Raw genomic sequence first — 12,392 nt, 5'->3', positions numbered from 1 at the left:
GGTGGGAGCCGGCGCCCCGCCGCCGGAAACCCCGCGCGCCACAGCCGTCCGCCCTGGCACAGTCGGGGGCATGTCGACCCCATGGATGATCGATGAACTGGCCCACGCCGGGCCGGAGCACCTCGACGCGGAGTTCGTCGCCAACTTCGACCGGAAGCAGGGCTTCCCCGACCCGGCCGACGACCTCGCCGCGCTGCGGGCCCAGGGCGTGCCGGAGACGGGGACCGTGCTCGACCTGGGCGCCGGCACCGGCCGCTTCGCCCTCGCCGCCGCCGGGGTCTTCGCCCGGGTGATCGCCGTCGACGTCTCGCCGGCCATGGTGGCGGTGGTCGAGCGGCGGATCGCCGAGCGCGGCCTGACCAACCTCGACTGTGTGCGCGGCGGCTTCCTCAGCTACCAGCACCGGGGCGGGCCGGTGGACGCCGTGCACACCCGGCACGCGCTGCACCAACTGCCGGACTTCTGGAAGGCCGTCGCGCTGGAGCGCGCCGCCGCCCTGCTGCGCCCCGGCGGCGTGCTGCGGCTGCGGGACCTCGTCTACGACTTCGTCCCGGGCGAGGCGGCGGAGGTCTTCGCCGGCTGGCTGGCCGGCGCCGGCCGGGACCCGGCGGTCGGCTACACCGCCGAGGACTACGCCGAGCACATCCGCACCGAACACAGCACCTACCGCTGGCTGTTGGAACCGATGCTGGAGGCCGCCGGCTTCGAGATCGTGGACGCCCACTACGCGGGGCGGCTCTTCGGTACCTACACCTGTCGGCGCCGCTGACCGGCCCCGGGCGTCAGTCGATGTCGAACTCGCCGTCCCTGGCGCCCAGGACGAACGCCTCCCACTCGGCGGCGGTGAAGCGGAGCACCGTCTCCGGCTCCTTGGAGTTGCGCATCCCGACCCCACCGCCCGGGAGGTAGGCGATCTCCACCCGCTCGTCCTCCGGGCCGCCCGGCGCGCTGAGCCACTCCACCCCGGAGATGTCCAACGCGTACAGCTCGTTCTTCTCGCGCTCCTTGCGGGCGGCGATCTCTTCCGGTGTTTCGGTCGTGGCCATAGCCCAGCTCCCCACTGATCAGGCGTCCCGACGAGAGACAGACGGCCGGCCGGACACCAACCGCTAGGTGATCGTAACGCGGCGCACTGTCACCGCACCCGGCCGTCGACCGCCGTCGCCCGGGCTACACGCCCGGCAGGTACCAGTCGGCCCCCAGCACCAGCACGAAGCCGGCCAGCAGCACCGCCATGCCCAGCCTGGTCCGTCCCCGGCGACTCATCTCGATCACGGCACCGGACAGGACGAAGGCCGCGCCGTAGAGTCCGACGGACTGGAGCGAGGAACCGTCGCCGAGCCGCACGACCAGCACCACGGCCATCGCGGCCATCGCGGCCGCCGCGATCCCCATGCGCAACCGGCGGGCCTGTCTGGGCGTGAGCCCCTGCCGCGTGCCCTGCTGTGTCGAAGTCACCCCAGCAGCATAAGCCGTCGCCCTGCGCCGTCGAATGGCCGCAGGGGGCCGGTGTGGAGCCACAACGGGGCTCGGACGGGCGGCAGTTGCCGGCCGCCGCGGGGGCACGTCGGGGCGCTCGCCGGCCGCCCCATCGAGCCGCCCCGGCGGGCGCCGCGTGCCCGCCCCGCGCACCCCGCGCGTCCACGCCGGCGCCCGCGCGCGGTTCGCGCCCGCGCCCGCGCGTAGGTATGATCATCTTGCTCCGGACTGCCCGATGTGCTGATGCGGGTCGACCTGAGGTAGCCTGCGTAACGGCCGTTTGCGTACGCGCCCCCGGAGATCTCTGGAGGAAGCGCTCAGCGGACCCCGCCTCCCGAGTTCCGGAAGCTCCCCTGTGGTTCAGACCAGGGGCACTCGGTGGCTGACGATCTACCACCCCAAGGAGTACGTGTGTCGTCTCTCGACGCCGCCACGAAGCAGAAGATCATCGCCGAGTTCGCCACCAAGGAAGGCGACACCGGCTCCCCCGAGGTCCAGGTCGCGCTGCTCTCGCGGCGCATCTCCGACCTCACCGAGCACCTGAAGAAGCACAAGCACGACCACCACTCGCGCCGTGGTCTGCTGCTGCTCGTCGGCCAGCGCCGTCGCCTCCTCCAGTACCTGGCTGGCAAGGACATCCAGCGCTTCCGGGCCCTGGTGGAGCGGCTCGGCATCCGCCGTGGCGCGGCGGGCGCGCGGTAAGACGCCCCCGAGGGAGCGGTCACCCATGTGGGGCCGCTCCCTTCGCCGTATCCGGGGATCGCCCCCGGGGCGGCGGAGAACAGGCTGGGACACCGACCACTTTGTAGGCTGGTGCCCAGCGGACATCACCCCATACGGACCATAAGGACCAGGCGGAGCGCCTTCACCACCGTCGCCGGTCCTCGGTAGTGGCCCCCGGGCGGCGTCCCGGGAGCTTCGATCGATGGCCGGCCCGTCGGGAGGTGCTCCACCCCACCCGCGTCCGCCTACGGCGGCGGACGCGAAGAAGAGGAGAAACAGCAAGGTGGAGAACGAGACACACTACGCCGAAGCCGTGATCGACAACGGCTCCTTCGGCACCCGCACCATCCGCTTCGAGACCGGCCGGCTCGCCCGGCAGGCCGCCGGCTCGGCCGTCGCCTACCTGGACGACGACACCATGGTCCTCTCCGCGACCACGGCCTCGAAGCACCCGAAGGACCAGCTGGACTTCTTCCCGCTGACCGTGGACGTCGAGGAGCGGATGTACGCGGCCGGGAAGATCCCCGGTTCCTTCTTCCGGCGGGAGGGCCGCCCCTCCGAGGACGCCATCCTCACCTGCCGGCTGATCGACCGCCCGCTGCGCCCCTCCTTCCGGAAGGGCCTGCGGAACGAGATCCAGATCGTCGAGACGATCATGGCGCTCAACCCGGACCACCTGTACGACGTGGTGGCCATCAACGCCGCCTCCTGCTCGACCCAGCTGGCCGGGCTGCCCTTCTCCGGCCCGATCGGCGGCACCCGGGTCGCGCTGATCCGCGGCCAGTGGGTGGCCTTCCCCACCCACACCGAGCTGGAGGAGGCCGTCTTCGACATGGTCGTCGCCGGCCGGGTGCTGGCGGACGGTGACGTGGCCATCATGATGGTCGAGGCCGAGGCCACCGAGAAGACCATCGAGCTGGTCAAGGGCGGCGCCCAGGCGCCGACCGAGGAGGTCGTCGCGGCCGGCCTGGAGGCGGCCAAGCCGTTCATCAAGGTGCTCTGCCGCGCCCAGTCGGACCTCGCCGCCAAGGCCGCCAAGCCCACCGGCGAGTTCCCGATCTTCCTGGACTACCAGGACGACGTCTTCGAGGCGCTCAGCGGCGCGGTCCGCGCCGAGCTGGCCCAGGCGCTCACCATCGCCGGCAAGCAGGAGCGCGAGGCCGAGCTGGACCGCCTCAAGGCGGTCGCCGCGGAGAAGCTGCTGTCGCAGTTCGAGGGCCGCGAGAAGGAGATCTCCGCCGCCTACCGCTCGCTGACCAAGCAGGTGGTCCGGGAGCGCGTGATCCGCGACAAGGTCCGCATCGACGGCCGTGGCGTCACCGACATCCGCACCCTGGCGGCCGAGGTCGAGGCCATCCCGCGGGTGCACGGCTCGGCCCTCTTCGAGCGCGGCGAGACGCAGATCCTCGGCGTCACCACGCTCAACATGCTGCGCATGGAGCAGCAGCTGGACACCCTCTCCCCGGTGACCCGCAAGCGCTACATGCACAACTACAACTTCCCGCCCTACTCCACCGGTGAGACCGGCCGGGTCGGTTCGCCCAAGCGCCGCGAGATCGGTCACGGCGCGCTGGCCGAGCGGGCGCTGGTGCCGGTGCTGCCCACCCGCGAGGAGTTCCCCTACGCCATCCGGCAGGTCTCCGAGGCGCTGGGCTCCAACGGCTCCACCTCGATGGGCTCCGTCTGCGCCTCCACCATGTCCCTGCTGAACGCCGGTGTGCCGCTGAAGGCGCCGGTGGCCGGCATCGCCATGGGCCTGATCTCGCAGGAGATCGAGGGCGAGACGCACTACGTGACGCTGACCGACATCCTGGGCGCCGAGGACGCGTTCGGCGACATGGACTTCAAGGTCGCCGGCACCAAGCAGTTCGTGACCGCCCTCCAGCTGGACACCAAGCTGGACGGCATCCCGGCCTCCGTGCTGGCCGCCGCGCTCAAGCAGGCCAGGGACGCCAGGCTGCACATCCTGGACGTGATGAGCGAGGCCATCGACGTTCCGGACGAGATGTCCCCGAACGCCCCCCGGATCATCACGGTGAAGATCCCGGTGGACAAGATCGGTGAGGTCATCGGCCCCAAGGGCAAGATGATCAACCAGATCCAGGAGGACACCGGCGCCGACATCACCATCGAGGACGACGGCACCATCTACATCGGCGCCGCCGACGGCCCGGCCGCCGAGGCCGCCCGCACCACGATCAACGGCATCGCCAACCCGACGATGCCCGAGGTCGGCGAGCGGTACCTGGGCACCGTGGTGAAGACGACCACCTTCGGCGCCTTCGTCTCCCTGCTGCCCGGCAAGGACGGCCTGCTGCACATCTCGCAGATCCGCAAGCTGGCCGGCGGCAAGCGCGTGGAGAACGTCGACGACGTGCTCGGCGTGGGCCAGAAGGTCCAGGTCGAGATCGCCGAGATCGACCAGCGCGGCAAGCTGTCGCTGATCCCCGTCCTCGACGAGGCCGAGGAAGCGGCGGACGGCGAAGCGAAGAACGAGAAGGACGCAGCCGAGAAGTGACCCGTGCACCTCGTGATGTGACGGCCCGCCCCACCACCTCGGTGGGGCGGGCCGTGCCCCGTCCGCGTGGCTCCGGGACGGGTCTGCCCCAGGCGTCCGCGGGCGCCGGCACGGTCCGCAAGACGGTGCTGCCCGGCGGGCTGCGGGTGGTCACCGAGTCGGTGCCCACCGTCCGGTCCGTCTCCTTCGGGATCTGGGCCCGGGTCGGCTCCCGGGACGAGACCCCGGAGCTGAACGGCGTCACCCACTACCTGGAGCACCTGCTCTTCAAGGGCACCGAGCGCCGCGACGCGCTGGAGATCTCCTCCGTGGTCGAGGCGGTCGGCGGCGAGATGAACGCCTTCACCACCAAGGAGTTCACCTGCTACTACGCCCGGGTGCTGGACACCGACCTGCCGCTGGCCATCGACGTGGTCTGCGACATGCTCACCGGTTCCCTGATCGCGCCCGAGGAGGTGGAGGCGGAGCGCGGGGTCATCCTGGAGGAGATCGCGATGACCGACGACGACCCCGGGGACGGGGTGCACGACCTCTTCGCCCAGACACTCTGGGGGGACAGCCCGCTGGGCCGCCCGGTGCTGGGCACCGAGGAGACGGTCAACGGCCTGGACCGGGACCGGATCGCCGACTTCTACCGCGGCCACTACGACCCGACCCGCCTGGTGGTCACCGCCGCCGGCCGGGTGGACCACGACGCGGTGGTCCGCCAGGTCAGGGAGGCATTCGAGCGGGGCGGCGCGCTCGGCGGCGACGCCGCGGCCGAGCCGGCCCCGCACCGCGGCGGCCGGCTCGCCGTCACCTCGGCCGGCCGGGTGGACCTGCTGGACCGCGCCACCGAACAGGCGCACCTGGTGCTCGGCATGCCCGGGGTCTCCCGGCACGACGAGCGCCGCTGGGCGCTCTCGGTGCTCTCCACGGCGCTGGGCGGCGGCATGAGTTCCCGGCTCTTCCAGGAGATCAGGGAGAAGCGCGGGCTGGCCTACAGCGTCTACAGCCACACCTCCGGCTACGCGGACTGCGGCCTCTTCGGCATCTACGCCGGCTGCCGCCCCGCGCAGGTGGACGAGGTGCTGAAGATCTGCCGGGCGCAGCTGGCCGAGGTCGCCGCGCACGGCATCGACGAGGACGAGACCCGCCGGGCGATCGGCCAGCTGGCCGGGTCCACGGTGCTCGGCCTGGAGGACACCGGTTCGCTGATGCACCGGCTCGGCAAGAGCGAGATCTGCTGGGGGCAGCAGCTCTCGGTGGACGAGCTGCTGGAACGGATCACCCGGGTCACCGTGGACGAGGTCAGGGCGGTGGCCGCCGAGCTGCTCGGGCAGCAGCCCTCGCTCGCCGTCATCGGCCGGCTGACCGAGCGGCAGGCCGGCCGGCTCGCCGCGGCGGTCGCCGCCTGACCGGCGGCGTCGCTTCCGTTGGATTCCTGACCGCATCTGATCGACAGACGAGAGGCAGACGATGGGCAAGCTGCGGGTGGCCGTGATCGGCGCCCAGGGACGGATGGGCACCGAGGCCGTGCGGGCGGTGACGGCCGCCGAGGACCTGGAGCTGGTCGCGGCCCTGGGCCGGGGCGACCGACTGGACGCACTGGTCGAGGCCGGCGCCCAGGTGGCCGTCGAGCTGACCCATCCGGACGCCGTCCTGGAGAACCTCGAGTTCTGCGTCCGGCGCGGCATCCACGGGGTGGTGGGCACCACCGGGTGGACCGAGGAGCGGCTGGCCAGCCTCCGCGGCTGGCTGGCCGACTCGCCGGCGACGGGGGTGCTGATCGCGCCGAACTTCGGCATCGGCGCGGTGCTCACCATGCGCTTCGCCCAGCAGGCCGCGCGGTTCTTCGAGTCCGTCGAGATCATCGAGTCCCACCACCCGGGGAAGGCGGACGCGCCCAGCGGCACCGCCGTGCGCACCGCCCAGCTGGTCGGTGCGGCCCGCCGCGCGGCCGACCGCGGGGAGCAGCCGGACGCCACCATGACCGCGCTGGACGGCGCGCGCGGGGCGCTGGTCGACGGGGTGCCGGTGCACTCGGTGCGGCTGCGCGGCCTGGTCGCGCACCAGGAGGTGCGGTTCGGCGACGAGGGCGAGGTGCTGACCATCAGCCACGACTCGATGAACCGGTCCTCGTTCATGCCCGGCGTGCTGCTGGGCGTGCGCCGGGTGGTCGAGACGCCAGGGCTAACCTTCGGCCTGGAGCACTTCCTGGACCTGGACGACTAGCCGTGGTGGCGAAGGTCGGCTACTTCGTGGTGAGCGCCCTGCTGGTCGGCTATCTGGCCCTGGCCGGGCACCGGGCGGTCCTGCTGATCCGCGAGGGGACCTGGGTGACGCTGACCCTCGGGGTGGCCGTGCTGGCCCTCCCGCTGATCGGCGGCTGGTTCCTGTGGCGCAGCTTCCGGTTCGTGCTGCACGCCAACCGGCTGGGCCGGGAGTTGGACGCGGCGGGCGGCCTGCCGGTGGACGACCTGCCGCGCACGCCCAGCGGGCGGATCGACCAGGCGGCGGCGGACGCGGCGTTCGCGGAGCGCCGTGCCGAGGTGGAGGCCCGACCGGAGGACTGGCGCTGCTGGTTCCGGCTGGCCATCGCCTACCACGACGCCCGGGACACCCCTCGGGCTCGCCGCGCGATGGAGCACGCGATCGCGCTGCACGCCGGCCGCACGCCGCGCGCGCCGCGTCGGCGGGGGCGCGCGGAGCCGGAAAGCGCCTGAGCCGCGCCGGGGGCACGCCCCCGGCGCGACGCGCGGGAACGTTTCAGCGCCGTCGGCCGCCCTCGACCTGGTGCTCGGCGGCCCAGGCCTCCAGCACGTCGGCGGCCTGCTCGAAGGCGTCCGACCTGCGCAGGAAGTCGGCGCTGTGGTCGGTCACCAGGGCCCGCCAGGGCTCACCCTTGCGCGGGTGGACCTCAAGGGCCTGGCCCTGCACGCTCCTGGGCAGCCCCAGCCAGCGCACCGGCTGCTGCACCGTGCGCACCGAGGCGACCTCGCGCCAGCGCAGCGTCTGGGTGCGCAGCAGGCCGACCCGGCGCAGCCCGCGCGGGCTGACCCAGATCCCGACCCGCAGCATGCGCAGGGCCAGGGCGATGGCGACGGCGGCGCAGACCGCGGTGGCCGAGGCGCCCGTGGGCGGGCCGGCCGCCGCGATGATCACCGCGGAGATCAACAGGTAGGCGGCCAGCAGCAGGACGATCGCCGCCCCACCCACCCGCCACGGGCCCGGTCGGTACGGACGACGCCAATGGTCCTGCTGCCCGTGCGGCAGGGGCGCCTCGGTGGGGCTGACGTGCGCGTCGTGCTCAGCCGAGAGAAAAGTCAGGGGCACAGCTGGTCCTCGTTCGTATCACAAGCGCATCACATGGGGGATGAGGTCCTGCGAACGGTGAGGCTACCGTGCTCAGCGGTTCTCGGCCGCCTCCGGCACCTCGGGAACGGCCGGGTCCGACGGCTCCATCGCCGGCATGGCCAGCAGCAACGCCCCGATCAGGCTGGATATGACCACCAGGGCGACCAGCGCGCTGCCCAGCAGCCGCACTCCGGAGGGGCGCCGCCTGGGCGGGGTCACCGCGATCCCGGGGTCGTCCAGCCACGGATACCCCGTGAAGTCCGACTCTGCCATCTGATCGCTCCTTCCCCTGATTGGCCTAGATACAAAAATATCAGGGGAAGAGTCCGACTCCAGGCGAGCAGTCCGATTTGCCCCCCGAGGTCGGGGGACTGTCAGTGGTCCCCCTTAGGGTGGGTGCCGCTCCGATCGCACCACCCGGAAGGACGCCGATGAGCGAGACCCCCGAGACCGTGACGCCCCGTTTCCGTAGCGACATGACCGTCGAGCTGGTCAAGCACACCGCCTCGGACACGGACGTGCTCTTCGCCGCTCGCGTGTCCACGGCGGGGGAGCGGTCGCTGGAGGAGCTGGGCAAGGACCCGGAGCGCTCCCGGGGGCTGATCAACTACCTCCTGCGGGACCGGCACGGCAGCCCCTTCGAGCACAACTCGATGACCTTCCTGATCAGCGCGCCGATCTTCGTCTTCCGCGAGTTCCACCGGCACCGGGTCGGCTGGTCCTACAACGAGGAGTCCGGCCGCTACCGCGAGCTGGCCCCGGTCTTCTACGTCCCGGACGCGGAGCGTCCGCTGGTCCAGCGCGGTCGTCCGGGGAAGTACGAGTTCGTCGCCGGCTCGGTCGAGCAGCAGGTCCTGGTCGGCAAGGTCCTGGAGGACTCCTACCGCCAGTCCTACGCGGCCTACCAGGAGCTGCTGGCCGCCGGGGTGGCCCGTGAGGTCGCCAGGGCCGCGCTGCCGGTCGGGCTCTACTCCACGATGTACGCCACCTGCAACGCCCGCTCGCTGATGCACTTCCTGGGGCTGCGCACCAAGGACGAGCGGGCCAGGGTGCCGTCCTTCCCGCAGCGCGAGATCGAGCTGGTGGCCCAGGCCATGGAGGCCGAGTGGGCCAGGCTGATGCCGGTCACCCACGCGGCCTTCAACGACAACGGCCGGGTCGCGCCCTGAGCCCGGGGGCGGCTCCCGGCCGGGGGGAGGTGTCCGTATTGCGACATTTCGCGAAGTTCATCTAGGGTGATTGAACGGACCCGGCGCTGTTTGAACCCCCGAGCAGACAGTGCCGGGTTCCACACCTTGCCAGCCCCGATGGGCCACGGCACGCTGAGCTACGAGTAGCGTGGAACCTATGGCTCCGACCTCCACACCTCACGTCCCCTTCGGGCGGATCCTGACCGCCATGGTCACGCCCTTCACGGGGGACGGATCGCTCGACCTCGACGGCGCCCAGCGCCTGGCCAGCCACCTCGTGGACGCCGGCAACGACGGTCTGATCGTCAACGGCACCACCGGTGAGTCCCCCACCACCACCGACGAGGAGAAATCCGCCCTGGTGCGCGCCGTGGTCGAGGCGGTCGGCGACCGCGCCCATGTGGTCGCCGGGGTCGGCACCAACGACACCAGGCACAGCGTCGAGCTGGCGCGGGCGGCGGCCGACGCCGGCGCGCACGGCCTGCTCACGGTGACCCCGTACTACAACAAGCCCCCGCAGGAGGGCCTGTACCAGCACTTCACCACGGTGGCCGACGCCACCGAGCTGCCGGTGATGCTCTACGACATCCCGGGCCGCAGCGGGGTCCCGATCAACACCGAGACCATGGTCCGGCTCGCCGAGCACCCCAGGATCGTGGCCAACAAGGACGCCAAGGGCGACCTCGGCCGCGCCAGCTGGGCCATCGCGACCACCGGCCTCGCCTGGTACTCGGGCGACGACATGCTGAACCTCCCGCTGCTGTCCGTGGGCGCGGTCGGGTTCGTCTCCGTCGTCGGCCACCTGGTCACGCCGGAGCTGCGGGCCCTGGTGGAGGCGCACACCGGCGGGGACGTCGCCAAGGCCACCGAGATCCACCAGCGGCTGCTGCCCGTCTTCACCGGGATGTTCCGCACCCAGGGCGTGATCACCTCGAAGGCCGCCCTGGACGCCCAGGGCCTGCCGGGCGGTCCGCTGCGGCTGCCCCTGGTGGGCCTGGCCGCGGCGGAGTTCGAGCAGCTGCGCAAGGATCTCGCCGCCGGTGGGGTACAGATCTAGACCACGGACACGACAGACGTCGCGCATCGCCGCACACATTGGTGATAACTGAATACCGATCCATGCACACAGTCACGCGCGTCGGGACGCCCCGTCACCGGGCGGCGGCGCGCGTGGTCAGGAGAGTCTCTTGAGTCATCCCCATCCAGAACTCGGCCTGCCGCCGAAGCTTCCTGAGGGTGGCCTCCGCGTTACCCCGCTCGGCGGCCTGGGCGAGATCGGCCGCAACATGACCGTCCTCGAACACGGCGGACGGCTACTCATCATCGACTGCGGAGTCCTCTTCCCCGAAGAGGAACAGCCCGGAATCGATCTGATCCTGCCCGATTTCAGCTCCATCCGGAACCGGTTGGACGATATCGAAGGCATCGTCCTCACCCACGGGCACGAGGACCACATCGGCGGTGTGCCCTACCTGCTCCGCGAGAAGCCGGACATCCCGCTCATCGGCTCGAAGCTCACCCTCGCGCTCCTTGAGGCCAAGCTCCAGGAGCACCGCATCCGCCCCTACACCCTCCAGGTGCGCGAGGGGCAGCGGGAGCGCGTCGGCCCGTTCGAGTGCGAGTTCATCTCGGTCAACCACTCGATCCCCGACGCCCTGGCCGTCGCCGTCCGCACCTCGGCCGGCATGGTGGTGCACACCGGCGACTTCAAGATGGACCAACTGCCGCTGGACGGGCGCCTGACCGACCTGCGGGCCTTCGCTCGGCTGGGCGAGGAGGGCATCGACCTGCTGCTCTCCGACTCCACCAACGCGGAGGTCCCTGGCTTCGTCGCCCCGGAGCGTGAGATCTCCGGCGTGCTGCGCCAGGTCTTCGCCCGTGCCGACAAGCGCATCATCGTGGCCAGCTTCGCCAGCCACGTGCACCGCATCCAGCAGATCGTGGACGCCGCGCACGAGCACGGCCGCCGCATCGCGTTCGTGGGCCGCTCCATGGTCAGGAACATGGGCATCGCCCGGGACCTGGGCTACCTCAGGGTGCCGCCGGGGCTGGTCGTCGACGTGAAGACGCTGGACGATCTCCCGGACCGCGAGGTGGTGTTGGTCTGCACCGGGTCGCAGGGCGAGCCGATGGCCGCGCTGTCCCGGATGGCCAACCGGGACCACCAGATCAGGATCGTGGAGGGGGACACCGTGATCCTGGCGTCCTCCCTGATCCCCGGCAACGAGAACGCGGTCTACCGCGTGATCAACGGCCTGACCCGGTGGGGCGCCAACGTGGTGCACAAGGGCAACGCCAAGGTCCACGTCTCCGGACACGCCTCAGCCGGCGAGCTGCTGTACTTCTACAACATCTGCCAGCCCAGGAACCTGATGCCGGTGCACGGCGAGTGGCGACACCTGCGCGCCAACGCGGAGTTGGGCGCCATGACCGGCGTCCCGGCGGAGCGGATCGTGATCGCCGAGGACGGCGTCGCGGTCGACCTGATCGCCGGCAAGGCCAAGATCGTCGGCAAGGTCCAGGCCGGCTACGTCTACGTCGACGGACTCTCCGTCGGCGGGGTCACCGAGGCCAGCCTGAAGGACCGTCGGATCCTCGGAGACGAGGGCTTCATCTCGGTGTTGCTCGTGGTGGACAGCAGCACCGGCAAGATCGTCAGTGGGCCCAGCATCCACTCGCGGGGCTCCGGCATCGAGGACTCCGCCTTCGCCGCGGTGATCCCCAAGATCGACGAGGTCCTGGCCCGCTCGGCCCAGGACGGCGTGGTCGAGGCGCACCAACTCCAGCAGCTGGTACGGCGAACCGTGGGCAAGTGGGTCTCCGACACCTACCGTCGCAGGCCGATGATCATGCCTGTGGTCATGGAGGTCTGACGCCTCATCGGCCCGTGGAGCGCCCGGATTTGCATCTGGGCGCTCCACTCCAGTACGTTTACGTCATCGCCGCAAGGGGAACCCGGGTAGCTCGCTACCAGGGCCTCACCGCGAGGCGGTACGAAGGGAAGCCCGGAGGGCCTCGAAAGAGGTTCGAAGGAAGCGTCCGTTCCTTGAGAACTCAACAGCGTGCCAAAAGTCAATGCCAGATTTTTGAGTTATTTGCGAGGATGTTCGAGCATCTTTGTGGGTGGCTTTCTTTTGAAGCATTCA

13 protein-coding genes are annotated in these 12,392 nt (G+C 71.1%); 9 read left to right on the top strand and 4 right to left on the bottom strand.

Translation table 11 applies throughout. The features are described 5' to 3' along the window. Positions 1 to 70 precede the first annotated feature (70 nt). Entirely contained in the window at positions 71 to 769 is a 699-nt protein-coding gene (locus RM844_RS23620; RefSeq protein WP_311669369.1) for a class I SAM-dependent methyltransferase, read from the top strand. Positions 770 to 782: 13 nt separating this feature from the next. On the opposite strand, the gene RM844_RS23615 is transcribed toward RM844_RS23620, so the two are convergent. Further along, a complete protein-coding gene (locus tag RM844_RS23615) occupies positions 783 to 1,046 on the bottom strand; it encodes a DUF397 domain-containing protein (protein WP_311669368.1) in 264 nt (87 codons plus the stop codon). 124 nt (positions 1,047 to 1,170) lie between these two features. Then, a complete protein-coding gene (locus RM844_RS23610; protein WP_311669367.1) occupies positions 1,171 to 1,458 on the bottom strand; it encodes a hypothetical protein in 288 nt (95 codons plus the stop codon). A gap of 432 nt (positions 1,459 to 1,890) precedes the next feature. On the opposite strand from RM844_RS23610, the gene rpsO reads away from it, so the two are divergent. From rpsO to RM844_RS23585, 5 genes are all read left to right on the top strand, one after another. Next, positions 1,891 to 2,181: a 30S ribosomal protein S15 gene (gene rpsO, locus RM844_RS23605; RefSeq protein ID WP_311669366.1), complete on the top strand. Its 291-nt coding sequence runs from the start codon at positions 1,891 to 1,893 to the stop codon at positions 2,179 to 2,181. A gap of 304 nt (positions 2,182 to 2,485) precedes the next feature. Then, positions 2,486 to 4,720, top strand: a complete 2,235-nt coding sequence (locus RM844_RS23600; protein ID WP_311669365.1) for a polyribonucleotide nucleotidyltransferase — start codon at positions 2,486 to 2,488, stop codon at positions 4,718 to 4,720. Continuing rightward, entirely contained in the window at positions 4,717 to 6,117 is a 1,401-nt protein-coding gene (locus tag RM844_RS23595) for a M16 family metallopeptidase (RefSeq protein WP_311669364.1), read from the top strand. The genes RM844_RS23600 and RM844_RS23595 overlap by 4 nt, the downstream gene beginning before the upstream one ends. Before the next feature lie 61 nt (positions 6,118 to 6,178). Next, complete coding sequence (gene dapB / locus RM844_RS23590; protein WP_311669363.1) at positions 6,179 to 6,934, top strand: 4-hydroxy-tetrahydrodipicolinate reductase; 756 nt, start codon at positions 6,179 to 6,181, stop codon at positions 6,932 to 6,934. Between the two features lie 2 nt (positions 6,935 to 6,936). Then, positions 6,937 to 7,425, top strand: a complete 489-nt coding sequence (locus RM844_RS23585) for a hypothetical protein (RefSeq protein ID WP_311669362.1) — start codon at positions 6,937 to 6,939, stop codon at positions 7,423 to 7,425. Positions 7,426 to 7,468: 43 nt separating this feature from the next. On the opposite strand, the gene RM844_RS23580 is transcribed toward RM844_RS23585, so the two are convergent. Together RM844_RS23580 and RM844_RS23575 are read right to left on the bottom strand one after the other, a co-directional pair. Next, positions 7,469 to 8,035: a PH domain-containing protein gene (locus RM844_RS23580; RefSeq protein WP_311669361.1), complete on the bottom strand. Its 567-nt coding sequence runs from the start codon at positions 8,033 to 8,035 to the stop codon at positions 7,469 to 7,471. Positions 8,036 to 8,107: 72 nt separating this feature from the next. Further along, positions 8,108 to 8,329, bottom strand: a complete 222-nt coding sequence (locus RM844_RS23575; protein WP_311669360.1) for a hypothetical protein — start codon at positions 8,327 to 8,329, stop codon at positions 8,108 to 8,110. Between the two features lie 158 nt (positions 8,330 to 8,487). Between RM844_RS23575 and thyX the strand changes: the two genes are divergently transcribed. From thyX to RM844_RS23560, 3 genes are all read left to right on the top strand, one after another. Next, positions 8,488 to 9,225: an FAD-dependent thymidylate synthase gene (gene thyX, locus RM844_RS23570; protein ID WP_311669359.1), complete on the top strand. Its 738-nt coding sequence runs from the start codon at positions 8,488 to 8,490 to the stop codon at positions 9,223 to 9,225. Positions 9,226 to 9,403: 178 nt separating this feature from the next. Further along, positions 9,404 to 10,303, top strand: coding sequence for a 4-hydroxy-tetrahydrodipicolinate synthase (gene dapA / locus RM844_RS23565; RefSeq protein ID WP_311669358.1), 900 nt, complete (start codon positions 9,404 to 9,406; stop codon positions 10,301 to 10,303). Between the two features lie 130 nt (positions 10,304 to 10,433). Beyond that, positions 10,434 to 12,119 carry a ribonuclease J gene (locus RM844_RS23560; RefSeq protein WP_311669357.1) on the top strand — a complete coding sequence of 562 codons (1,686 nt, stop codon included), beginning with the start codon at positions 10,434 to 10,436 and terminating at the stop codon, positions 12,117 to 12,119. The last annotated feature ends 273 nt before the right edge of the window (positions 12,120 to 12,392 follow it).

Source organism: Streptomyces chisholmiae, from assembly GCF_031845445.1.
GTDB lineage: Bacteria > Actinomycetota > Actinomycetes > Streptomycetales > Streptomycetaceae > Streptomyces > Streptomyces chisholmiae.
The sequence above is the reverse complement of the archived record's forward strand: the minus strand, read 5'-3'. Positions and strand labels throughout refer to the sequence as shown.